We start from the raw sequence: 22,930 nt of genomic DNA on the forward strand, positions 1-22,930 counted from the left end.
CTGATCTGTCATAGATTTGCCCGATGACACGGATTTAGACATCCACATGTTTAGGAATCTGCCAAAAAATCGCTGCGGTAATCAGGTTAATACAGCCGAGTAAAATCAAGGTGCTATGGAATGCTGTTTCGATTTGTGCAGCACCATAATAGGCCGTAAACACGTTGACTAAAGTCCCAGCCAAAGCCACACCGATACTCATCGACACCATCATAATCATCGACAAGAAACTGTTGCCACTGCTGGCATCTTGTTGGGGTAAATCTTTGAGGGTTAAGGTATTCATCGAAACGAATTGCAGCGAATTTAAAATACCAAAAATAAAAAAGTGTAAGGCACGTAACCACGTGGGGGTCTCAGCCGTAGAGAGCGCAAAACTGCAAATACAAGCGCCGACCAAGAAGGTATTTACCAATAACACTTTGCGATAGCCAAAGCGTTGAATAATTTGACGAATAATCGGTTTAGATGCCAATGAGCCGAGTACAGTCGGTATCATCAATAACCCTGTGATAAATGGCTCAAAGCCAAAAGCCACTTGTAGCATTAAGGGAATCAAAAATGGCATGGCATTGCCGCCAAGGCGGGCAAAGAAGTTGCCGATAATGCCGATGGCATAGATCCGATTTTGAAATAATTTACTGCGAAACAGCGCATTGGCGTGGGTATGTGCATGAAAGGCATAGATCAAACTGGCGATGATGCCTGCAGCGACCAAAAGCAGGCTCCACCATAGCGGCAGATGCGGGCTGGCAAAGTTTTCAATGCCTAACGATAAACCCACCATGGCGACGACCAATAAGAAAAAACCCATAAAGTCGAAGCGTTGTACGCTCGGTTCGGTCACATTGGGCATGGCTTTAAAGGTAATAAGAACCCCTAACAGCCCCATTGGAATGTTTATTAAAAAGATCCAATGCCATGTTGCGACTTCCACCATCCAACCGCCAAGGGTAGGGCCAATTAAGGGGCCCATCAAACCGGCAAGGCTCATCAGACTCATAGCCGATAAAAACTGTGTCCGAGGAATCACTTTGAGCATTGCTAAACGCCCAACAGGTAGCAGTAATGCGCCACCTATGCCTTGAATTACCCGATAAACCAGCAGCTCATTCAGGCTATTGGCCATGCCGCAGCCTAGCGATGCTAACGTAAAAATAATAATGGCTGTGAAATACGTATTTCGTACACCAAAACGATCGGCCAACCAACCACTTAAGGGAATACACGCTGCGACAGACAAGACATAGGCCACGACCACACTATGCATTTGAAGCGGGTCTTCGCCCAAACTTCTTGCCATCGCTGGGATTGCGGTATTGACGATGGTCGTATCCAGGCCTTGCATAAAAAAGCCAAGAGAGACCAATAGCACTAGAAGTCTAAATTCGGGTTGTAAAGCCTGATGCGTTGGCGTGCTATTCATAAGTCAATAAAGCTGAGATTTTTAAACAGTTTAAATGAATATTGCCATTTGGATGTAGTAAAAGCTTTGCATAATTGAGCCAAAAAATTGCAAGAAAAATGCAATGAAAGTTTCATCTCTATGCAACCTAATGTTTATAAATTGGTCATATTTTAATAAAAGACGAATGAAAACATGAAACTACAAGTTTCGGCACTGATGTGGTTAAACAAGGCGATTTAGGGCCCGAAGGTCTGATTTTTATTGCGGCCAAAGATTCGCCCAATGCTCAACCTTTGTTGGTGGTTGGAAATGAAGTGAGCGGTAGCACGGCGGTTTATCAGATTAAATTGAAATAATTAAAGTTTAAAGCATTTGTTTTATTTGAGGTTTTTATTTTAGTGTCGAGAAAAGCACGGCACGAAATTGTATGAACGCCAGATAAACTGTCATAATGCGCTCAAGTCCTTCATTTATTGGAGGGCTTTTTCTTTATGGCAAAGGTGTTTTGTTTTTATGACAATCGAAATTCTGATGGTCATAGGCTTCTGTCTCGCGGCCTATTCTATTGTCGGTAATGATGTGCCACAGACATTGGGAACCTTTATTTCATCCAATGCGCATCGCCCTTGGTGGCTGTTGTGGATCTATGTCAGCAGTATTCTAGCCATTGTATTGGTTTATGGTTGGTACAGTTCTGGCGTGGGGGATGCATCTTATGGTCGTTTAGAAACGATTCCATTTCCCGCAGAAGGGGTCACGTGGCTCTATATTGTGCCACCGATCTTACTGATCATTTTGACTCGCTACGGAATCCCGGTCAGCACCACATTCTTAGTGTTAACGATTTTCTCTCCGAGTAGTCTTGGCTCGATGTTAACCAAGTCCATGATGGGTTACGCGGTTGCTTTTGTTGTCGCGATTATTATTTACCGTTTTGTGATTAAAGGCATTTCGGTTTATTTCAGTAAAACACGTGATGAAACACCCTCGAATATTTGGATTGGACTACAGTGGGTTTCGACTGCATTTTTATGGAGTCAGTGGCTGATTCAGGATTTGGCCAATATTTTTGTCTACGTCCCTCGTCAGGTGCCGCTGGAGTTCCTGATTTTTGCAATTGTGGTGTTTATCGTACTACTTGGGATCATTTTGTACCAACGTGGTGGGGCGATTCAGGGCATTATCGACACCAAAACGGGTGTGGCTGATATTCGTTCTGCAACCATTATCGACTTTATGTATGCCTTGATTTTATTGGTGTTCAAAGAGTGGAGTAATATTCCAATGAGTACCACTTGGGTGTTCTTGGGCTTACTCGCAGGACGTGAATTTGCCATGTCCATGCATTTACATGAAGTGAATAAATATCGAACTTCACGAAATGTCAGCAAAGATGCGATGAAATTGATGCTTGGTTTATTGATGAGTATTTTCTTAGCGACAACCTTGCCATGGTTCTATCGTGTGGTGTCGGGATAAGTCGGCACGATCTCGATTTGAAGTAGGACATCGAGCAATAAAAAAGGGGAATGCATTATTCCCCTTTTTGACATCTAAAATACAGTTAGACCACGAAATTTTTCGGGCAATCTAAATTTTTCAGTGCACTAAAGATCTGCTTCGAAGAATTACATACGATCAGTTTGGCACGATGCTGCGGCGGCAAGAAACCTTCAGCGACCGCATGGTCTAATTGTGCAATCAGTGCATCATAGAAGCCATTGACGTTATAAAGCATCATCGGCTTTTGGTGTTGATTCAACTGTCCCCAAGTGGCGATTTCTAAAATTTCTTCGAATGTACCGAGACCACCGGGCAGGGCAACAAAGGCACTTGCACGTTCTGCCATCATGGCTTTACGCTCATGCATACTGCGCACGACGTGTAGTTCAGTCAAATGATTATGTGCAATTTCATAATCCAACATAAACTCAGGAATCACGCCAACGGCTTCGCCGCCATGTTCGACCACAGCGTCAGCGACTTGACCCATCAGGCCAATACTGGCGCCACCATAGACCAGACCAAAACCATGTTCAGCCAAGCCTTGCGCCAACGCGATGGCTTTTTCTTGATAAATTGGATTGTTTCCAGAGCGGGAGCCGCAATACAGTGCGATTAAAGGTTGTGTTGTAGCAGGAGAAGGATTACCACGTTTTTCTGTCATTTTTAATCCGCTATTCATTACGTTTTAATTTTACCTTAGCATGTTATTTTTTATGACACTACATTGGCAGCTAAATATGACAATTTAATGTCATCACTGGGTTTAAATTCTTCCATACTGAGATTGTACTTTGGTAAAAAAGGGTGAATTTTTACCTTAACTTGCTATACTTAAAACTTCATTTCAAGCTAAAGAACCGTCATGGGTAGTGGTTGTTGTCACTCAGCACACATCAAAATATTAGAAAGAACGCCATTAAAAGCGTTTGCGCATGTCCAATGCATTTCATCTTCAAATCAGCATGATCTACGTGTGAATAACATTCAGGAGATACAATCATGATCTTTGAATGGATGTCCGATCCTTCTGCATGGGTGGGTTTATTAACACTGGTGGTGCTTGAGATTGTTTTAGGTATCGATAACTTGGTTTTTATTGCGATTCTTGCGGAAAAATTACCGCCAGAACAGCGTAATACTGCACGGATTGTCGGCTTATTGCTTGCACTGTGTATGCGATTGGTCTTACTGGCCTCAATTGCATGGGTGGTGACCCTAACCAATCCACTGTTCCATATTTTCGACCATCCATTTTCCGGTCGAGACCTAATCTTACTGTTTGGTGGGGTGTTCTTGCTATTTAAAGGCACCATGGAACTGCGTGAACGTCTTGAAAACAAGCCGATGCTAAAGGAAGAAAATCCTGTGCATGCGACGTTTTGGATGGTGATTGTGCAGATTGTGGTGCTCGATGCCGTGTTCTCACTCGATAGTGTGATTACCGCTGTCGGGATGGTGAAACACCTGTCGGTCATGATGATTGCGGTCATTATTGCTGTCGGCATCATGCTGTGGGCATCTAAGCCGCTGATGAACTTCGTGAACCGTCATCCAACGGTGGTGATTCTGTGCCTGTGCTTCTTGATGATGATTGGTTTCTCGCTCTTAGTCGAAGGCTTTGGTTTCCACATTCCAAAAGGCTACTTATACGCAGCCATTGGTTTCTCCGTCCTGATTGAGTTCTTGAACCAAACCATGCGTCATAATCAGGAAAAAATGGTGACAACCACAGACTTACGTTATCGCACTGCCTCAGCGGTGATGCGTATGCTCGGTGGGAAAAATGTTGCAGACAATCAAAATGAAAATGAAGATGTGCTTGCAACACGTGCCTTTGCGGATGAAGTCTTTGATGAAGACAACGGTGTTTACCACAGTGTCATGGTGCAAGGTGTACTGGGTTTATCTGAACGTCCAGTGAAGTCGGTGATGACACCTCGTCCTGAACTGGAATGGATTGACTTAGATGAAGCGCCTGAGGCGATTCGTGCTCAATTACTCAGTACCACGCATTCACGTTTGATTGTGGCACACGGTGAGTTAGACAATATCGCGGGTGCGGTACTGACTCATAAAGTCATGAATGACTATATTGAAACAGGCGTACTCGATTTTGAAAAGCATCTCCGTGAGCCTGTGGTGGTACATGAAAATGCACAAGTCTTGATGGTGATGGAGCAACTGCGTCAAGCGCCGTTACAAATGGCCTTAGTGTTGAACGAATACGGTTCAATTGAAGGGATTGCTACACCGATTGATGTCTTAGAAGCGATTGCTGGTGAGTTCCCCGATGAAGATGAACCTGAGACGGCAGCAGAAAGTCTCGATGATGGTTCATTGTTACTCGATGGCTCAACCGACATTCGTCATGTGTCTTTATTGTTGGGTCGTGATTTGGTGGATGATGCTGAACAGTATTCAACTCTGTCCGGATATATCTTATTCCATTTGGGTCGTTTACCAGCCAATGGTGAAAAATTCAAAGCGGATGAACACATTTTTGAAGTGGTTACGATGGATGGTCATAAGATCGAAAAAGTGCATGTCATTCCCATGCCAACTGAAGATTAAGTTGCGTATCGGGGGGTAATCTATATAGATCACTGATGTTACGCACGTAAAAGTAATTACGCATTTTTAAAATGATTTTTAAGTCTATTCGACGGAGTCTTACATCTAGGGTTTAAATAAAGGGATTAGCCTTCGGCTGGGGGTACTTTTGTTTCGGCAAAAGTACCCAAAACCATTGTCATCCGCAAAACTCGTTCACTACCGTCAAATTATTCAAAGCATTGCAAAAACATTTTTGATTAGAAGTGGTCCTGTCTCAAACACTTGCGGATGACCTTACCGTGTATCATTCTTTTATTTGAATCGATACGGATCTACTGATGAAAATTGTGTGGAAAGATCCGTTAAAATAGCCTGCATTGTCAGGCTATTTTTTTATGGAAACAAACATGTCACAAGTCCAATGTCCATGTGGCAAAGGTGAGTATGCCAACTGTTGTCAGCCCTTACATGCGGGGCGTGAAAATGCACAGAGCGCAGAGCAGTTGATGCGTTCACGTTATAGTGCTTTTGCACAGCATGAGATTGATTATATTGTACAAACAACTGCGCTTGGACAGCAGCAAGCCTTAGATGTCAGTGCCATTGCAGCGTGGAGTCAGGTCAATCAATGGTTAAAACTTGAGGTGGTACAGGCTCAAGAAAAGCTCGATAAAAATCATGCTCAAGTTGAATTTAAAGCCCATTATCACGATGGGCAGCAAGCGCAGGTACATCATGAAATTTCACACTTTGTGAAGTTCGAGCAGCGCTGGTATTTCCTTGATCCGACCACAGAGATGCAAATCACCATGAAGCAGCCCTGTATTTGTGGTTCTGGACGAAAATTTAAACAATGTTGTGCGCAATTTTTATAACATTTGAGCAGATTTAGCTTAGAATAGCGCGCATCTCAACCCTCAGTGGAAGAAGGGCGATGTTACTTACCGTTATTTATATTATCGCAATCACGGCAGAAGCAATGACAGGTGCATTGTCTGCGGGTCGGCGGAGTATGGACTGGTTTGGGGTAACATTGATTGCCTGTGTCACGGCACTGGGGGGCGGTTCGGTTCGTGATGTGCTACTTGGGCACTATCCACTGACATGGGTTAAGCATCCCGAATACCTCATGCTGACCTGCTTTGCTGCATTTGTCACCATCCTGATTGCAAAGTGGATGCGTCATCTTCGTAATATCTTCTTAGTTCTCGATGCCCTTGGTCTCATTGGCTTTACCATTATTGGCTGTCAAATCGCTTTAGAAATGGGACATGGTTTTGTGGTTTCTGCGGTAGCAGGGGTACTAACGGGCGTCTCTGGCGGTATTTTACGAGACATCCTTTGTAACGATGTCCCGCTGGTGTTCCGTCGTGAACTTTATGCCAGTATTTCTTTTGTTTCCGTGATTTGTTATTGGCTCTGCATTGAGATTGGCTTATCGCTAGAATTGACCGTCATTGCGACGCTCATTTTCGGTTTCACCTTACGTCTGATCGCCATTTACTTTGGCTTAGAAATGCCTAAATTTATTTATAAAGATGATGATGATCAGTCGGTATCTTCAAAAGATTTGTCATAGCCGCGTTGCTATAACATCACATTAAAATGCTGAAAAGACGGATCAATGGTCGGTCTTTTGCATGGATCTATACTAAAAAACGCAAAATCATACATCCTGTTGGGAAAGCAGTGTTCATCCTTCCACCAGTTCAGAGATCTTGTTATGGACTTAGTCTCACGTATACAACGCTTACCCATCGGTAAGTTTCACTACACTTTACTTTGGGTTATTGGCCTTGGCTGGATGTTTGATGCCATGGATACGGGGCTCATTTCTTTTATCTTAGCGAAAATGGCTGAAGATTGGGCCATGACGCCAAATGATAAAAGTTGGGTGGTCTCGATTGGTTTTGTTGGGATGGCGATTGGCGCGGTGTTTTCTGGAGGACTGGCAGATCGCTTTGGCCGAAAAACAGTCTTTGCATGGACATTGGTGATTTATAGCTTAGCCACCGCTGCATGTGCGTTTGCACCTAATCTAACTTGGTTGTTGGTGTTTCGTTTTATTGTCGGCTTAGGTTTAGGGGGGCAACTCCCAGTCGCGGTGACTTTGGTCAGTGAATATATTCCGGCGCATGTGCGTGGTCGTTTTATTGTCTTACTAGAAAGTTTTTGGGGACTGGGCTGGTTGGTTGCAGCGTTGGTCTCACGCTTTATTATTCCTGATTTTGGTTGGCATGCGGCTTTCCTGATTGGCGGAATCCCTGCGTTATATGCAATCGTGATTTGGAAAATGGTGCCCGAATCGGTGCCTTATTTAATCAACCGTGGACGTTTTGATGAAGCACATGCATTGGTGAAAAAGATTGAAGCCAAATGTGGTGTAGAAGTTGTTGAAATCTTTGAAGTCAAACCAGTTGCAGAAAAGCACAACATCAGTTTTTCACAGCTTTGGTCAGGCATTTTTGCACGTCGTACTTTAATGCTGTGGCTCATTTGGTTCGGTATCGTCTTTTCTTATTATGGTATTTTTACATGGTTACCAAGCTTATTGGTCAAAGAAGGCTACACCATTGTTCAATCCTTTGAATATGTTTTGGTCATGATTTTGGCACAATTGCCAGGTTATATTGCAGCGGCATGGTTGGTCGAAAAATTAGGTCGTAAAGCTACGTTGGCGGGCTTCATTGGGATGTGTGCCATTTCGGCATATTTCTTCGGTCAGTCTGGTAGTGTGACAGAGATTGTGATTTGGGGTTGTTTAATGTCCTTCTTTAATCTCGGTGCTTGGGGCGTACTTTATACCTATACACCAGAACAATATCCGGCCAATATTCGTGCCTTTGGTTCGGGCTGGGCCGGTGCCATTGGTCGGATCGGGGGCATTGCCGCGCCTTTTGCTGTGACACATATGATGGATATGGATCATGGTTTTAGCTATGTCTTTATGATGTTTACAGCAGTCTTAATTGCAGTTGCGGTGGTGATTTTGGTTCTAGGTGAGGAAACCAAAGGCAAAACTTTAGAATCCATTGGTCTATAAAGACTGTTGAATTTTTAGTTGATCATGGTGAATAAAATGGATATTTTTACGCCATAAGACACAATTTGTCGCAGAGTGTTAGATCATCCCCTTGTATAGGGGACACCTGCGACATAGCATAAGAACCCAATAAAGAACGAACAATTTAGGATTACAGGTTGTTATGACAAGCCTTGCGCATCATGCGACAGAAAACCGTTCCGTAGCAGAATTTACCGAACAAGCATATCTCAACTACGCCATGTACGTGATTATGGATCGTGCATTGCCACATATCAGTGATGGTCTAAAACCCGTTCAGCGTCGTATCGTCTATGCGATGAGCGAACTCGGGCTAAAGCCAACGGGTAAGCCAAAAAAATCTGCACGTACGGTTGGTGATGTACTGGGTAAATACCATCCTCACGGTGACTTAGCTTGTTATGAAGCCATGGTGCTTATGGCGCAGCCGTTTAGTTATCGCTATCCATTTATTGAAGGTCAGGGAAACTGGGGCTCACCAGATGATCCGAAATCCTTCGCAGCGATGCGATATACCGAAGCAAAACTGTCTGCTTATAGTGATTTATTATTGTCTGAGTTAGGACAAGGAACCTGTGATTGGCAGGATAACTTTGATGGTTCGATGAAAGAGCCAGTGAATTTACCGGCACGTGTTCCAAATATTTTACTCAACGGCACAACGGGTATTGCTGTGGGTATGGCAACCGATATTCCACCGCATAACTTACGTGAAGTGGTGAAGGGCACCATCGCCTTAATTCGCAATCCAAACTTAACCGATGAGAAAGTCGCAGAATATATTCCTGCACCTGATTTGCCTACACGTGCGGAAATTATTACCTCTCCAGAAGAATTACTCAAAATACAAACCACAGGTCGCGGTAGTTATCGAACTCGTGCAGTGTACAGCATTGAGAAAAATGAAATCGTGATTACGGAGCTGCCGTATCAGGTTTCAGGCTCAAAAGTGATCACGCAGATTGCAGATCAAATGCAGGCGAAGAAGTTGCCATTGGTCACGGACTTACGTGATGAGTCAGATCATAAAAACCCAACACGTTTAGTGATCGTCCTGCGCTCGAATCGTATTGATGCTGAATCGGTGATGAGTCATTTATTTGCAACCACTGACTTAGAGTCGAGCTATCGTGTCAATATGAACATGATTGGCGCTGACGGTCGTCCGCAAGTGAAATCGATCCGCCGTATTTTGTTGGAATGGATCGAAATCCGTAAAAATACCGTGACACGTCGTTTGACTTATCATCTGAATAAAATTGAAAAACGGTTACATATACTTGCAGGCTTGATCATTGCTTATCTGAATATTGATGAAGTGATTCGTATTATTCGCGAAGAAGATCAGCCTAAACCGGTGTTGATGACGCATTTTAATATCGATGAAATTCAAGCCGAAGCGATTTTAGAACTCAAGTTACGTCATTTGGCAAAACTTGAAGAAATGGAAATGCGCCGTGAACAAGAAGAATTGGAAGCCAAAGCTGCCATTATTCGTGAACAATTGGCGAATCCTGAATCATTAAAAGCCTTGATCATTAATGAACTTAAAGAAGATGCGAAGAAATTTGGTGATGACCGCCGTTCTCCAATTGTGAAACGTGCAGAAGCCCATGCGATTAATGAACAAGATATGCTTCCTGCAGATCCTGTGACTGTGGTGTTGTCTGAAGCGGGTTGGATTCGCTCGGCGAAAGGTCATGAAGTCGATGCTGAGAACTTAAATTTCCGTGCTGGTGACCAATATCTCAGCCATGCGCAAGGTAAATCAAATCAACGTGTTTATGTATTAGATGATGCCGGTCGTAGCTATGCTTTGGGCATCAATACCTTGCCATCTGCGCGTGGTTTAGGTGAGCCTCTGAGTTCTAAGCTTGCACCTGCAAGTGGTGTTGGCTTTAAACAAGTGTTTATTGCTGAAGATGAAACAGAAGTCTTGGCAATGAGCAGTAAAGGCTATGGCTTTAAAACCCAAGCGAAAAATCTCGATACCAATGCCAAAGCGGGTAAAGCTTTCCTTAGCTTGTCTGAAGGGGCGGCGGTTATGAATTTAACGGCAATTGAGAATGCAACACATCTTGCACTCCTCAGTTCTGCGGGGCGTTTGCTGTTGGTTGAGCTTGATGAATTACCAGTGCTGAATAAGGGTAAAGGTAATAAATTGATACAACTTGAGGCAAAAGATCAAATTGTATCCATGACAACTTTGAATTTAGATGAAATAATTCAAGTGCTTGCAGGTAATCAACAATTAAAGCTTAAAGGCGACGATCTGCAAAAATATGTGGGCAAACGCGCATCGAAAGGCGTGTTGTTACCACGTGGATATCAAAAAGCAAATAAACTGTTCATTCAAAGATAATACTAGCATCCATGGAACGAAATACGTTATATATGCTGTTATTCGTGAAATGGATGCAATATTAAGCACAAACAAGTTAAATAATGACCGCTTAATATTGAAAAAAAACAGTTGGATTATTAAGGATTACGACAGGAGAATTGGGCGTTATGGAAAAGATTTGGTTCGCTGAATACCAAAAGACAGGGATTCCAGAAACTGTAGAATTACCCGCAGAAAATACCTCATTGGTCGATATTTTTGAGCGTAATTTCCAGAAGTTTGGCTCAAGAGATGCCTTTATCTTTATGGATAAAGTCTTAACTTTTAAAGAACTTGATGACGCTAGCCGTAAATTTGCAACTTATTTGCAAAGTTTAGGTTTAGCTAAAGGTTCACGCGTTGCAGTCATGATGCCGAACGTTCTTCAATATCCTGTTGTCGCATTGGGTGTATTCCGTGCTGGCCTGGTATTGGTCAACGTGAATCCACTGTATACCTCTCGTGAACTTGAACATCAATTGAATGACTCTGGTACAGAAGCTCTTGTTATTATTGAAAACTTTGCATCTGTTTACCAAGCTATTATTGGTAAAACCCCAGTAAAACACGTGATCGTGGCATCTGTGGGTGACATGCTTGGTACGCTGAAAGGCACATTGGTTAACTTTGTATTACGTTCAGTACGTAAACAAATTCCAGCTTGGAACATTCCAGGTCATATTCGCTTTAATGCAGCAATGTCTAAAGTGAGTGCAAACAATTACAAACGTCCAAACTTAACTTTAAGTGATACTGCTGTACTTCAGTATACCGGTGGTACAACTGGCGTATCTAAAGGCGCAGAATTGACCCATCGTAACCTTGTGTCAAATATGTTGCAGTGTGATGGTATTTTCCAAAGTAAATTTGGTCAGAAAGATGGTCAGCCAGATGATCGTATCTTCTGTGCATTACCGCTGTATCACATCTTTGCATTTATGGTGTGTGCACTTTACGGTATGTACAAAGGTCAGGCAAACGTATTGATTCCTAACCCGCGTGACCTACCTGCGGTAATGAAAGAATTACGTAAATACCAACCTTCATTCTTCCCAGCAGTGAACACATTGTTCAATGCTTTGGTGAACAATGAAGAGTTCAAGCAACTTGACCACAGTAAGCTAAAAATGGCGATGGGTGGTGGTATGGCAGTGCTTCCTTCGACTGCAGAAGCGTGGAAGAAAGTTACCGGTACCAATATCATCGAAGGTTATGGTTTATCAGAAACTTCACCTGTTGCAACCGCAAACCCTCCAGCATCAATGGAATTCAGCGGTACGATTGGTATTCCATTGCCACTGACTGAAGTTGCTATTTTAGATGATGATGGCAATGAAGTTGCTCAAGGTGAGCAAGGTGAAATTTCGATTCGTGGTCCTCAAGTCATGAAAGGCTATTGGAACCGTCCAGATGAAACTGCCAAAGTAATGACGGCGGACGGTTTCTTCCGTACAGGTGACATTGGTGTCATGGATCCACGCGGTTATGTGAAGATTGTAGACCGTAAAAAAGACATGATTTTGGTGTCTGGCTTCAACGTTTATCCTTCTGAAATTGAAGAAGTTGTTGCAAAACATCCAAAAGTGCTAGAAGTTGCTGCGATTGGTGTTCCTGATGAAAAATCAGGTGAAGTACCTAAATTATTCGTTGTGAAAAAAGATCCATCTTTAACGACTGAAGAAGTTTTGGCATTCGCAAAAGAAAACTTAACTGGCTATAAACGCCCACGTTATGTTGAATTTATGGATGAATTACCAAAATCAAACGTTGGTAAAATTCTACGTAAAGATTTGCGTAAAACCGCATAATACGATGCATAAAAAAAGCGCCTTCGGGCGCTTTTTTTATCGCTTTAAATTTAGCTCATTAAAGCTTGCCTTTATTCATCGACCAGCGATCAAAGTAGCGACGTCCTACTCCAAAAACACCTAAGAAAATAAACATCGCACCGAACTGACGACTAAAGCCGGATTGGTTATAGCTGCCATAGGTTAAAATATTGTCGACTAAACAATACAGTGCAATGACAATGACCCAATGCCAAAGGGGAAGTTGCTTGATGGAAACTGCATAGAATGCAATCCACATGATGACAAAGCTGAAAACAGTCGACCAGACATTTAAGTTGGCGCAAATCACAGCAAGTAAAAATGCAGTCACTGGAATGACGATTTTTAAGACACGATCGACGCGAAGCTGATGGCGTTTTTGCTCTTCAAGAACTTCAAATAATTGATCTTGATCAGAAGTGCTCATAGAGGATCCTTTCATCTGCCGATTATAAAAACACTATATTTAACAAAAATTATTCACGAAATGCCATGGTATTATAGCAGCCATAAAATCTTCCTGAGAAAAAACACATGCACAGCATCAGTGGGATCATCTATCTCATTTTGGCCGCTTGTTTATTGCCATATGTATTTACATTTATTGCGAAGCGAGCTGCAGGTTTTAAGTCGAGTGATAATCAAAATCCACGTGAAGTTTTAGCGCGCTCTACAGGATTGGCGAGCCGCGCACATGCAGTGCAGCAAAATAGTTTTGAAAGTTTACCTTTATTTATTGCGGCTATTCTAATGGCTGAATACATGGTGATTCATCAACAATACATCATGACCTTTGGGATTGCCTATCTCGTTTTACGCGTTATTTATGGGCTATGTTATTTAGCCAATTGGGCAACTTTACGTTCAATTATTTGGACCTTGTCGATGTTATGCCCAATTTGTCTGATGTTATTGGTCATTAAATTAAGCTAAATGTTCTGCTTGATGATTAAATTATCAGCATGATCGCTAAAATCACAAAAAAAGCGATAAAACCGTTATAATTGTGCCGGATTAAAAGATTTAACTTTGTTTAAAGAGTGATGCTATGAGCTACAGCAATATCCCAGCGGGTAAAGATGCACCAAACGACATCTATGTCATTATTGAAATTCCTGCAAATGCAGCACCAATCAAATACGAAATCGATAAAGATTCTGATGCGTTATTTGTAGACCGTTTCATGGGTACTGCAATGTTCTACCCAGCGAACTATGGTTATGTTCCAAATACATTATCTTTGGATGGTGACCCACTAGACGTACTTGTGGTAACTCCACATCCAGTAGAGCCAGGTTCTGTAATTCGTTGCCGTCCTGTTGGTAAATTGAACATGGAAGATGACGGTGGTGTTGACGCAAAACTTGTTGCTGTTCCACACGACAAATTGACTCCGCTTTATAAAGATGTTCAAGAATATACAGATCTTCCTGCATTATTGATCAATCAAATTGAACATTTCTTCCAACACTACAAAGACTTAGAACCTGGTAAATGGGTTAAGTTAAGTGGTTGGGAAGGTGCTGATGTTGCGAAACAAGAAGTACTTAGCTCAATTGAAGCTTACAAAGCTGCGAACAAATAATATTTATTGTTTTAAGCTGAGCATCGTTTTTATATGAAATCGATGCTCATAAAAAAAACCTGCACAGTGTGCAGGTTTTTTTTCGCTATCTTAGAGTAGCTGCGAAATTAAAATAATTTCACAGGGATGTCTAAGAATAAACGCCATTCGTTTGTATCACCGATATAGTTACCAGCTTGGTAGTTATCACTTGCGCGGTAGTAAGAATGACGTACACGTAAGCTTGCTTCCTTAGCAAAACCAGATTGAACAGTATATTTCACTTGGTTAAAGAATTCGCGCTCTTGACCTTCTTTTGCTGAATTGTTGACTTTAATATCCCAGCCATAAACGAATGCAGAAGTCCAGTTCAAGCCTGGCACACCATAATCAGTAAAGTTTAAGTTATATTGAACTTGTGCCGATTTTTCATGGTTCCCCACAAAGTCAGATAAGTATGAGTTAGCTACATAGATTGACTGTGCGCCATCAGCATTTTCGCCATAGTCATAACCAGTGTTGCCTGTATTTTGTTGGTAAGCCAGCATGACTGAGTGAGCGCCTTGGTTTAATGTACCTGCAAGAGACCAGATGCTATTGCTGCGGCCGTCAACATTTTTATTACCAATTGTTGAAGAATAAGTTCCAGCTTGCTCGTCCCATTCAGTATGGTAGCCATTGAAGTCTACATTTAAAGAGCGTTTTTCAGCTAAAGGCAATGTGTAGTTTGCATTGATGTAGTGACGTTCAAGCGCATCTTCACTGTCTAAGCCATAGTAAGATGCATTAAGCTGATCGTTAAATTTGTACTTTGCACCCCAAACGATTGCATTATCTAGATGACGGCCATCAGTATTGATTTGATCTGAATATTGATTCTCTGTGAATTTACCAGCAATAACTTCTAGATTTTCAATTTCACGGCTTTTCGCAAGAACACCAGTGAAATATTCTGGAACCATACGTGCTGTATTAGACGCAAGTACAGGAAGATCTAGAACTTGGGTACCGTATTCAACAGTTGTATTTGATACTCGTGCTTTAACGCTAGCTCCGCCACGCGCCCAATGGTTATAGGCGTCTACATCACCATTTGCATCTTTAGCTCCGCCGTTATGAAGCGGAATCATGCCATTGCCAGCATTATCATTGCTGCCTAATTTGAATGAAGCATCGCCAGTAACATTGGCACCAAAACCGATAATACCTTTTGTAAAACCAGATTCAAGTTTTACAATCGCAGACTGAGCAGCTGAGCTGGTATCTGTTACTCGTTTTACTGCACCAGTATCATTGTCAATGTAATTGGTTTTGTCACGGTTGATGTAACCTGTACGGAATAATACAGAGCCTTCGGCATCTTCCACAAAGCCTTTAGATTCGCTTTGTTCGCTAGCAAAAGCAGTAGAAATAAGAGCAGCGTTTACTAATACTGCAAGTGTTAGTTGTTGAGCTTTAAGCATTGGGAGAGAGCCTCATGCAAATTTGGTTAATATGTAGTGCGATTGTATATTTTTTCTTAAAAAAATCACTATTTTTAATGCGCTTATTACACTAAAGTTAGAAAATGGCCAGATCATTGGTCAATCTGTAATAAGCAAATTTTTCGTATGTTATTGTTGTTTAACAAATAGTTTATTTAAATTGAATATATATTAAGCTAAAGAGAAGTTTATTCATTGCTTATCATAAAAAAATATAAAAAATGGTAAAAACTTTCATTTAACTTGCTGATTTATCATCACTCTTCGCGACAAATTGTGCTGAATCTAAATTCGTATTTTGATCAAAAAGTATATCAATGGTTGAGGTGCATGGCATCTATGTTCAGGCAAAGTAAGCACTGTTGGCGTGTTTTTTGTAAATAGAGAATGACTTTTAGCGAAGTCGTAAGAAATTTTTCCTTAAAAAAACAGTTCAATAAAAGATGATAATAATCGTGATAAATACATATAAATGAATGCATTAAATCATTGTTAAAGACTGGAACACGATAAAAGATATTTTATGAATCAAAAGCTTAGTTTTTACTGTTTTATATAATCTTAGCTTTGTTTTTAAATGATTTAATTTATCAAAATAAGAAAAAAGGGGCTATACAGTGCGGTAAAATCGATTAAAATTGGCGCTAAATTTTACTTAACCCAATCCACGATCGATCCGATGTGGGGACTAAACATGATTCAATTTTATAAAAAAGCAATTTTAAGTATTTTAGTGACCCTAGGTACAGTCCCTGCATTTGCAGAACAAACTGAACAAGCCACAACTGCACAAGGGAATTGGTCTGGAAGTTTAGGCGTGGTAAACAAATATGTGTACCGTGCGAGTGAAGAAAATGATCAAGCGGCATTACAAGCCGGACTTGAATATGCACACAACAGTGGGCTGTTCGCGGGCTATTGGGGGTCTACACTCAACTATGACCCTACGGACGAAAGTCAGTCACATGGTTTTGAACATGATTTCTATGTTGGATATGGACGTGAACTGAATGAAGATTGGAGCTATAAGTCACAAGTGATGGCTTATGTCTATCAAGGTGGCGGTTCAGTTTATAACGACGACCGATCTGAAAAGCGTCGCACGACAGGCGTCGAATTTATTCAGGACATAAGTTATAAAGATTTAACTGCAAGCATGGCTGTATTGTTGTCTGATGTTAATTATGGCAACGCAGGCGATGTATATCTGAACGCTACTTATAGCTATGCATTACCGTATGATGTTTCATTAAATTCATCGCTCGGCGTTTCTGTTTTTAATGACAGTCACGATGACAGCCTATTAACAACCACAGAAGATGTAGTATTCACTGAAGCACGTTTGGGCTTAAGTAAACCGATTGCAGATACTGGATTTGAAATTGCTGCTGACTATGTATGGGGCGGTAAAGATCGAGAAGGCGAGCAATTAGACGATAACGTTGTGGTTGGATTGACCTATTCTTTCTAACATTAACGAGTTGATCGTATTCAGTCATATTCTTGAAAGTGCATAATGGTGATTGTGCACTTTTTTTATGCATTTTTGAGATCGGTGTTGAAAAAATATACTCAAAAAAGCGCATTTTTAAAGTCCTGTTACATCTATCAACCCGAAGATTTAAATAATCTAAATAGATGAAAATCTGCATTCTAAAATAAATTAAAGAGAAAAAAGGTCAAACAGGATAATTAAAAAATAATAAATAAAAACAGTAATATATTGGTTTTTGATAAACCAAAATGGTGGCTTTTATAAAAAAAATATGCGCTTATTTTTAAACATGGCACAGCGCTTGCTAATACCTCATTGAGTTCAACGAAATAACCAAAAAATACGTCGTCGCACGATGTGGGGGAACAAACCATGAAATTTGCACTTAAAGCTTTATCAATCGCTGTACTAGGAGCAGCATCGACGTTTACTTTTGCTGAAGCACCTGCTTCTGAGCATTCTGTATCTGGAAATATCGGCGTACTGTCTAGCTATAATTTACGTGGTATTACCAATGTGCCTGAAAATAAAGATGCGACAATCCAAGGTGGTTTGGATTATAGCCATGCATCAGGCTTCTATGCAGGTTGGTGGGGTTCAACATTAAACTATGGTGATGACCTACCGAATGGTTTTGAAAATGATTTTTATGCGGGCTATAACGGTTCAATTAATGATGATCTTGGTTACACAGCAGGTCTAACTTACTACTATTACTATGATATTGATACAAGTGATGCAAACGGTTTAGAAACAATGCTTGGGCTAAGCTATAAAGATTTTGGCTTAACAGCGCAAACTTTGCTTGAAGATGTTTCATGGGGTAATGCAGGTGATACTTATATCAAAGCATCATATAGCTATGCACTTCCTAAAGACTTCAGTCTAGATACCGCGCTTGGTTTATATGCATATCAAGATTCAGGTGATTTTGAAGATAATTTAGGAACAACAGAAAGCTTTGGTTTCCGTCACTTTGATATTGGTCTAAGCAAGCCTTTAGCAGATACAGGTGTTACCGCAAGCATGAATTACACAGTTGGTGGTTATGACCGTGCGGATGAAAAACAAAAGAATAAAGTCGTATTTGGTTTGAAATACGAATTCTAATTTTAAAGAGCATTAAAAATGGCGACCTTAGGTCGCCATTTTTTTAAGCATTGAGTTGGCTTCGATAGGACAGTGCTTCAGAAACGTGTTGAGCTTGAATGTGTTCACTTTGAGCCAAGTCGGCAATGGTTCTGGCAACACGTAACACCCGATGATAGGCACGCGCAGATAAATTCATTCTCTGCTGGGCTAACTGTAAAATATTCTGCGCAGTAGCATCCAAAACCGCTTGTTGCTCCAATTGCGTCGGCGTGAGCGCCATATTGGATTTTTGCTGACGTTCTATTTGTAACGCATAAGCTTGTATAACACGATGCCTAACCGCACTTGAACTTTCAACCTCTTGCGAACTTTGTAATTCATGCGCTGCCAGTGGCGGGACATCTATATGTAAGTCAATTCGATCTAATAATGGACCTGAAATACGGTTTTGATAGCGTTTAATACTTTCAGCACTACATTGACAGCGGCTGTCTTGGTTAAAAGCATAGCCACATGGACAAGGATTCATCGCCGCAATTAGTTGAAAATTTGCAGGGAAGGTGATTTGACGAGAAGCCCGTGAAATCACAATTTCCTTGGATTCGAGTGGTTGCCGTAACACCTCCAACACCTTTCGATCAAATTCAGGCAGCTCATCTAAAAATAAAACTCCTAAATGTGCCAAGGTGATTTCGCCCGGTTTAGGATTTGATCCGCCTCCGACGAGGGCGATCGCAGACGCAGTATGGTGCGGCGCACGAAATGGACGCTGCCCAAAATGATGATTTGCACCTGCAATGGAATAAATACTCGCGACTTGCAAATTTTCTTGCATATCTAAGGGCGGAAGAATGCTGGCCAAACGCGAGGCGAGTAGAGTTTTACCTGTGCCTGGAGGGCCACGAAATAGCAGGGAATGACCGCCAGCCGCCGCAATTTCTAAAGCACGACGTGGTCTCAGTTGACCTTTCACATCAGATAAATCAAAAGGGTAACTGTGTTGATTGGCTGACGATGTCGAGGGGTGGCTGCTGATTAAGGCTGAACGACTCAAATGTTCACATACATCCTTAAGATGCTGCGCAGGAAAGACTTGGAACTCCGGCAGTTGCGCCGCTTCATCGGCATTGAGTGCCGGTAGAATCAGATGATGCCCGATATGTTGACAGGCAATGGCTATACTTAAGATGCCACTGACAGGTCGTAAATAACCATCAAGTGCCAATTCTCCAATAAATTCAAAACCATCTGCTGCATTTTCAGGAAGTTGTCCCGACGCGATCAGAATCCCTAAAGCAATGGCGAGATCTAAACGTGAACCATCTTTGGGTAAATCTGCGGGTGCTAGATTAATGGTCAGACGTTTGGTCGGAAACTGAAAGCCGCTATTAATAATCGCAGAGCGGACACGGTCTTTACTTTCACGGACGGCGGCCTCAGGTAGGCCCACAATGGTCAATGACGGTAGGCCTTGGCTGACATGAACTTCAACTTCAATTTGGGGTGCATTTAAGCCGAGCAAACCCCGAGTATAGATTTTGGCAAAAGACATATTATTGTTCCGTTATGGTGCATTATTTTTAATCGTTATGCGTCTTTTGTTGCACTAAAAAGGTGCTTATTTTTTGTTCTGAATTTTTTGTTCGAGTTCTTCGACGTGTTTTAGTAATTCATTTAAACGTAAATTGGCATTATTCAGTGCAGTACGTTGGCGTTCGATTTCTTCTTTCGACACGAGATCCATTTTGCTTACAGCTTCATTGAGTAAGCTACGCAGGTTATGTTCGACGTCTTTTTTCGGCTGATCGATTTGTTCTAATATCGCTTGTAATAAGGTTTCAATCATTGTTTTGACCATCCTCAGTGAATTGGTGGCAGCAGTTTAACATCGCCACATTCATGACCATAGTGCTTTTATTTAAATATGCGTTTAATCGATCAGTAAAATCGTAATTCTTCTAGTAAAAACGTCTATTTTTATAAGCATACGCAAGATTATCCGTATAAAATAGGTTATAAAGAAATCTCATGCTGGGCTGACTATTTTCCCCCGACTGTAGTCATATTGGCATGAAAATTGAACATAAAACCTTACAGGTGAAATAAGCCGAAGGAAAACAAAACATGAAGCTCGTAACTGCAATTGTAAAACCTTTTAAATTAGATGACGTGCGTGAAGCACTCTCTGAAAATGGTGTTCAAGGGATCACTGTCACTGAAGTTAAAGGCTTCGGTCGCCAGAAAGGTCACACTGAACTTTATCGTGGTGCTGAATATGTGGTTGATTTCTTACCAAAAGTAAAAATCGAAATCGCAATCAGTGATGAAATGGTCGATACCGTAATTGAATCAATTACTCGTGTTGCAAGCACAGGAAAAATTGGCGACGGTAAAATTTTTGTAAGCAATCTGGAACAAGTCATCCGTATCCGTACTGGTGAAACAGGTGCAGATGCCGTTTAAAAAATTGGCATGAAGTTTGCTGAGTAGCTAATAACTCAGAAAATCAGGTCGGGGGATACGAATGAAAAAAATGCTAATTGCACTCGGCTTGTCCAGTGCACTTTTAGGTGGTTCTGTTGCGTGGGCTGAAGAAAGCGCAACAGCACCTACAGAAGAAGTCACAGTAGTTGATACTGCAAATACAACAACGCTAAATACAACAGAAGCTGCAGTTCCAGTTGAAGCAGCGCCAGCACCTGCAGAACCAGCACCTACAGAAGAAGAACCTAAGCTCGATACAGGTGATACAGCATGGATTTTAGTATCCACTGCACTTGTTCTACTTATGACAATTCCCGGTTTAGCATTGTTTTACGGCGGTATGGTCCGTAAGAAAAATGTACTCAGCACCATGGCACACAGTTTTGTTGCTGCGGGTGTCGTGAGTTTAACGTGGGTGATTGTGGGTTATACCTTAGCATTTGGTGAAGGCAATGCCTTTATCGGTAGCTTAGACAAATTTATGTTGTCGGGTATCACTACAGAAGCGTTGACGGGTACGATTCCAGAGATTCTTTTTGTTATTTTCCAAATGACATTTGCCATTATTACCGTTGCCATTATTAGTGGTTCGATTGCAGAACGTATGAAATTCGGTGCTTTTGTTGCGTTCATCGCAATTTGGAGTGTCGTGGTTTATGCACCAATTACTCACTGGGTATGGGGCGGTGGTTGGTTAGGTAACGACGGTGCGCTTGATTTTGCGGGTGGTACAGTAGTTCACATCAACTCGGGTGTTGCGGGTCTCGTTGCAGCGTACATGCTTGGTAAACGTATGGGGCTTGGCCGTGAATCTATGGCGCCACATAACCTAACTTTAACCGTTATCGGTGCAAGCCTTGTATGGGTAGGTTGGTTTGGTTTCAACGGTGGTTCTGCACTGGGTGCAAATGGTTCGGCTGGTTATGCATTGGTGGTAACACAAGTTGCAGCAGCGGCAGCAGCAGTGGCATGGTTAATTACTGAAAAAGTGGTTCGTGGTAAAGCGTCTGTTTTGGGTGGTGCTTCTGGTGCAGTAGCAGGTCTTGTGGTGATTACACCTGCGGCAGGTTTCGTAACAGTTGGTGGTGCTTTAGCGATGGGTCTGATCGGTGGTGTGGTTTGCTTCTGGGGGATTACTGCGCTGAAACGTGCGTTGAAAGCGGATGACTCTTTGGATGCGTTTGGTCTACATGGTGTCGGTGGTATCGTGGGTGCGATCCTTACAGCATTCTTTGCCAGCGAATTCATCATGGGTGATAAAGCACCGAGCGACTTAATGCATCAATTATGGGTTCAAGTCGAAGGCGTACTAGCGACTATTGCTTACTCAGCAGTGATGACATTCATTATCTTGAAAGTGATTGATCTAGTGATTGGCATCCGTGTTGAAGCTGATGACGAACGTATGGGTCTAGACTTAAGTCAACATGGCGAACGTGTAGAATAATAAGATCACAGTAAATCAATATATTGTGTAAAACAGCCCGAAAGGGCTGTTTTTTTTCCATATCTAGCGTAAAACTCTACAAATTTCAAAATTTTTGCTACACTCTAAATCCATTCGGATTTGTTCAATTTAACCGCTATGCATTGTCCATTTTGCAACGCTGAAGACAGTAAAGTGATTGACTCACGTCTTGCTGCTGAAGGCTGTCAGATACGCCGCCGCCGTGAATGTATTAGTTGCGGTGAACGTTTTACAACTTTTGAAAGCTATGAAGTGGTGATGCCGCGTGTCATCAAGTCTGACTCAAAGAGCGAACCTTTTGATGAAGCCAAGCTCCGCCGCTCGCTCATGCATGCCTTGCAAAAGCGTCCAGTAACGCAAGAGCAAATTGAAACGGTACTCAGTGATATTCAATTGCAAATTCGCCGTTTGGGTGAACGTGATGTGAAATCACGCACCATTGGTGAAATTGTCATGCAGTCATTGTTCGCTTTAGATCATGTGGCTTATGTACGTTTTGCTTCTGTGTATCAAGACTTCCAAGATGTAGAAGCTTTTCGCCGTCAAATTGAACAAATGCAGCAGCGTGAGCACTAATGCACATCTGCTTCCATTTTTATC

21 protein-coding genes are annotated in these 22,930 nt (G+C 41.8%); 15 read left to right on the forward strand and 6 right to left on the reverse strand.

The window, feature by feature from the left end:
• Nucleotides 1-34: 34 nt before the first annotated feature.
• Nucleotides 35-1,426: a multidrug transporter subunit MdtD gene (gene mdtD, locus FTU12_RS07635; protein WP_180114110.1), complete on the reverse strand. Its 1,392-nt coding sequence runs from the start codon at nt 1,424-1,426 to the stop codon at nt 35-37.
• A 200-nt stretch (nt 1,427-1,626) separates the two neighbouring features.
• Here mdtD and FTU12_RS07640 point away from each other — a divergent pair, with 200 nt between their 5' ends.
• Both FTU12_RS07640 and FTU12_RS07645 read left to right on the forward strand, forming a co-directional pair.
• Nucleotides 1,627-1,764, forward strand: a complete 138-nt coding sequence (locus FTU12_RS07640) for a hypothetical protein (RefSeq protein WP_180026514.1) — start codon at nt 1,627-1,629, stop codon at nt 1,762-1,764.
• Between the two features lie 157 nt (nt 1,765-1,921).
• On the forward strand, nt 1,922-2,887 hold the full coding sequence (locus FTU12_RS07645) for a hypothetical protein (RefSeq protein WP_180106750.1): 966 nt from the start codon (nt 1,922-1,924) through the stop codon (nt 2,885-2,887).
• 85 nt (nt 2,888-2,972) lie between these two features.
• Here FTU12_RS07645 and FTU12_RS07650 read toward each other — a convergent pair whose 3' ends face one another.
• A complete protein-coding gene (locus FTU12_RS07650) occupies nt 2,973-3,593 on the reverse strand; it encodes a TIGR00730 family Rossman fold protein (RefSeq protein WP_078189478.1) in 621 nt (206 codons plus the stop codon).
• Nucleotides 3,594-3,913: 320 nt separating this feature from the next.
• Here FTU12_RS07650 and FTU12_RS07655 point away from each other — a divergent pair, with 320 nt between their 5' ends.
• From FTU12_RS07655 to FTU12_RS07680, 6 genes are all read left to right on the forward strand, one after another.
• Entirely contained in the window at nt 3,914-5,485 is a 1,572-nt protein-coding gene (locus tag FTU12_RS07655; protein WP_168378245.1) for a TerC family protein, read from the forward strand.
• Nucleotides 5,486-5,874: 389 nt separating this feature from the next.
• Nucleotides 5,875-6,342: a YchJ family protein gene (locus tag FTU12_RS07660; RefSeq protein WP_180114111.1), complete on the forward strand. Its 468-nt coding sequence runs from the start codon at nt 5,875-5,877 to the stop codon at nt 6,340-6,342.
• Nucleotides 6,343-6,401: 59 nt separating this feature from the next.
• Complete coding sequence (locus tag FTU12_RS07665) at nt 6,402-7,046, forward strand: trimeric intracellular cation channel family protein (protein ID WP_078189475.1); 645 nt, start codon at nt 6,402-6,404, stop codon at nt 7,044-7,046.
• Nucleotides 7,047-7,190: 144 nt separating this feature from the next.
• Entirely contained in the window at nt 7,191-8,510 is a 1,320-nt protein-coding gene (locus tag FTU12_RS07670) for an MFS transporter (protein ID WP_078189474.1), read from the forward strand.
• A 163-nt stretch (nt 8,511-8,673) separates the two neighbouring features.
• The gene (gene parC, locus FTU12_RS07675; RefSeq protein WP_180005204.1) at nt 8,674-10,893 is read left to right on the forward strand and encodes a DNA topoisomerase IV subunit A; all 2,220 of its coding nucleotides are present in this window, start codon (nt 8,674-8,676) and stop codon (nt 10,891-10,893) included.
• A gap of 149 nt (nt 10,894-11,042) precedes the next feature.
• Nucleotides 11,043-12,722 carry a long-chain-fatty-acid--CoA ligase gene (locus FTU12_RS07680; protein ID WP_180022082.1) on the forward strand — a complete coding sequence of 560 codons (1,680 nt, stop codon included), beginning with the start codon at nt 11,043-11,045 and terminating at the stop codon, nt 12,720-12,722.
• 58 nt (nt 12,723-12,780) lie between these two features.
• Here FTU12_RS07680 and FTU12_RS07685 read toward each other — a convergent pair whose 3' ends face one another.
• Nucleotides 12,781-13,170, reverse strand: coding sequence for a hypothetical protein (locus FTU12_RS07685; RefSeq protein WP_078189471.1), 390 nt, complete (start codon nt 13,168-13,170; stop codon nt 12,781-12,783).
• 107 nt (nt 13,171-13,277) lie between these two features.
• Between FTU12_RS07685 and FTU12_RS07690 the strand changes: the two genes are divergently transcribed.
• A complete protein-coding gene (locus FTU12_RS07690) occupies nt 13,278-13,676 on the forward strand; it encodes an MAPEG family protein (RefSeq protein WP_078189470.1) in 399 nt (132 codons plus the stop codon).
• 115 nt (nt 13,677-13,791) lie between these two features.
• The gene (ppa, locus tag FTU12_RS07695; protein ID WP_078189469.1) at nt 13,792-14,328 is read left to right on the forward strand and encodes an inorganic diphosphatase; all 537 of its coding nucleotides are present in this window, start codon (nt 13,792-13,794) and stop codon (nt 14,326-14,328) included.
• A 107-nt stretch (nt 14,329-14,435) separates the two neighbouring features.
• Here ppa and FTU12_RS07700 read toward each other — a convergent pair whose 3' ends face one another.
• Nucleotides 14,436-15,770 carry an OprD family outer membrane porin gene (locus FTU12_RS07700; RefSeq protein WP_180088839.1) on the reverse strand — a complete coding sequence of 445 codons (1,335 nt, stop codon included), beginning with the start codon at nt 15,768-15,770 and terminating at the stop codon, nt 14,436-14,438.
• A 715-nt stretch (nt 15,771-16,485) separates the two neighbouring features.
• Between FTU12_RS07700 and FTU12_RS07705 the strand changes: the two genes are divergently transcribed.
• Nucleotides 16,486-17,262: a TorF family putative porin gene (locus FTU12_RS07705; protein WP_180114112.1), complete on the forward strand. Its 777-nt coding sequence runs from the start codon at nt 16,486-16,488 to the stop codon at nt 17,260-17,262.
• Between the two features lie 396 nt (nt 17,263-17,658).
• Nucleotides 17,659-18,396 (forward strand): TorF family putative porin, encoded by a 738-nt coding sequence (locus tag FTU12_RS07710; protein ID WP_180008086.1) that lies wholly within the window; start codon nt 17,659-17,661, stop codon nt 18,394-18,396.
• Nucleotides 18,397-18,439: 43 nt separating this feature from the next.
• On the opposite strand, the gene FTU12_RS07715 is transcribed toward FTU12_RS07710, so the two are convergent.
• Complete coding sequence (locus FTU12_RS07715) at nt 18,440-19,930, reverse strand: YifB family Mg chelatase-like AAA ATPase (protein ID WP_180059116.1); 1,491 nt, start codon at nt 19,928-19,930, stop codon at nt 18,440-18,442.
• A 66-nt stretch (nt 19,931-19,996) separates the two neighbouring features.
• Nucleotides 19,997-20,224 carry an accessory factor UbiK family protein gene (locus FTU12_RS07720; RefSeq protein WP_078189551.1) on the reverse strand — a complete coding sequence of 76 codons (228 nt, stop codon included), beginning with the start codon at nt 20,222-20,224 and terminating at the stop codon, nt 19,997-19,999.
• 278 nt (nt 20,225-20,502) lie between these two features.
• On the opposite strand from FTU12_RS07720, the gene glnK reads away from it, so the two are divergent.
• The 3 genes from glnK (at nt 20,503) to nrdR (ending at nt 22,906) form a co-directional block, all read left to right on the forward strand.
• Nucleotides 20,503-20,841: a P-II family nitrogen regulator gene (gene glnK, locus FTU12_RS07725; protein WP_067763174.1), complete on the forward strand. Its 339-nt coding sequence runs from the start codon at nt 20,503-20,505 to the stop codon at nt 20,839-20,841.
• Between the two features lie 61 nt (nt 20,842-20,902).
• The gene (locus tag FTU12_RS07730; RefSeq protein ID WP_180004703.1) at nt 20,903-22,309 is read left to right on the forward strand and encodes an ammonium transporter; all 1,407 of its coding nucleotides are present in this window, start codon (nt 20,903-20,905) and stop codon (nt 22,307-22,309) included.
• A 138-nt stretch (nt 22,310-22,447) separates the two neighbouring features.
• The gene (gene nrdR, locus FTU12_RS07735) at nt 22,448-22,906 is read left to right on the forward strand and encodes a transcriptional regulator NrdR (RefSeq protein ID WP_067763170.1); all 459 of its coding nucleotides are present in this window, start codon (nt 22,448-22,450) and stop codon (nt 22,904-22,906) included.
• Nucleotides 22,907-22,930: the final 24 nt, after the last annotated feature.

This window comes from Acinetobacter sp. YH12063, from assembly GCF_013419715.1.
In the GTDB taxonomy this organism is placed as follows: Bacteria; Pseudomonadota; Gammaproteobacteria; order Pseudomonadales; family Moraxellaceae; genus Acinetobacter; species Acinetobacter amyesii.

Excerpts from the sequence above, each read along its gene's own strand:
- mdtD (WP_180114110.1), bottom strand. The coding sequence starts at position 1,426 with ATGAATAGCACGCCAACGCATCAGGCTTTACAACCCGAATTTAGACTT.
- FTU12_RS07645 (WP_180106750.1), top strand. The coding sequence starts at position 1,922 with ATGACAATCGAAATTCTGATGGTCATAGGCTTCTGTCTCGCGGCCTAT.
- FTU12_RS07650 (WP_078189478.1), bottom strand. The coding sequence starts at position 3,593 with ATGAATAGCGGATTAAAAATGACAGAAAAACGTGGTAATCCTTCTCCT.
- FTU12_RS07655 (WP_168378245.1), top strand. The coding sequence starts at position 3,914 with ATGATCTTTGAATGGATGTCCGATCCTTCTGCATGGGTGGGTTTATTA.
- FTU12_RS07660 (WP_180114111.1), top strand. The coding sequence starts at position 5,875 with ATGTCACAAGTCCAATGTCCATGTGGCAAAGGTGAGTATGCCAACTGT.
- FTU12_RS07665 (WP_078189475.1), top strand. The coding sequence starts at position 6,402 with ATGTTACTTACCGTTATTTATATTATCGCAATCACGGCAGAAGCAATG.
- FTU12_RS07670 (WP_078189474.1), top strand. The coding sequence starts at position 7,191 with ATGGACTTAGTCTCACGTATACAACGCTTACCCATCGGTAAGTTTCAC.
- parC (WP_180005204.1), top strand. The coding sequence starts at position 8,674 with ATGACAAGCCTTGCGCATCATGCGACAGAAAACCGTTCCGTAGCAGAA.
- FTU12_RS07680 (WP_180022082.1), top strand. The coding sequence starts at position 11,043 with ATGGAAAAGATTTGGTTCGCTGAATACCAAAAGACAGGGATTCCAGAA.
- FTU12_RS07685 (WP_078189471.1), bottom strand. The coding sequence starts at position 13,170 with ATGAGCACTTCTGATCAAGATCAATTATTTGAAGTTCTTGAAGAGCAA.
- FTU12_RS07690 (WP_078189470.1), top strand. The coding sequence starts at position 13,278 with ATGCACAGCATCAGTGGGATCATCTATCTCATTTTGGCCGCTTGTTTA.
- ppa (WP_078189469.1), top strand. The coding sequence starts at position 13,792 with ATGAGCTACAGCAATATCCCAGCGGGTAAAGATGCACCAAACGACATC.
- FTU12_RS07700 (WP_180088839.1), bottom strand. The coding sequence starts at position 15,770 with ATGCTTAAAGCTCAACAACTAACACTTGCAGTATTAGTAAACGCTGCT.
- FTU12_RS07705 (WP_180114112.1), top strand. The coding sequence starts at position 16,486 with ATGATTCAATTTTATAAAAAAGCAATTTTAAGTATTTTAGTGACCCTA.
- FTU12_RS07710 (WP_180008086.1), top strand. The coding sequence starts at position 17,659 with ATGAAATTTGCACTTAAAGCTTTATCAATCGCTGTACTAGGAGCAGCA.
- FTU12_RS07715 (WP_180059116.1), bottom strand. The coding sequence starts at position 19,930 with ATGTCTTTTGCCAAAATCTATACTCGGGGTTTGCTCGGCTTAAATGCA.
- FTU12_RS07720 (WP_078189551.1), bottom strand. The coding sequence starts at position 20,224 with ATGATTGAAACCTTATTACAAGCGATATTAGAACAAATCGATCAGCCG.
- glnK (WP_067763174.1), top strand. The coding sequence starts at position 20,503 with ATGAAGCTCGTAACTGCAATTGTAAAACCTTTTAAATTAGATGACGTG.
- FTU12_RS07730 (WP_180004703.1), top strand. The coding sequence starts at position 20,903 with ATGAAAAAAATGCTAATTGCACTCGGCTTGTCCAGTGCACTTTTAGGT.
- nrdR (WP_067763170.1), top strand. The coding sequence starts at position 22,448 with ATGCATTGTCCATTTTGCAACGCTGAAGACAGTAAAGTGATTGACTCA.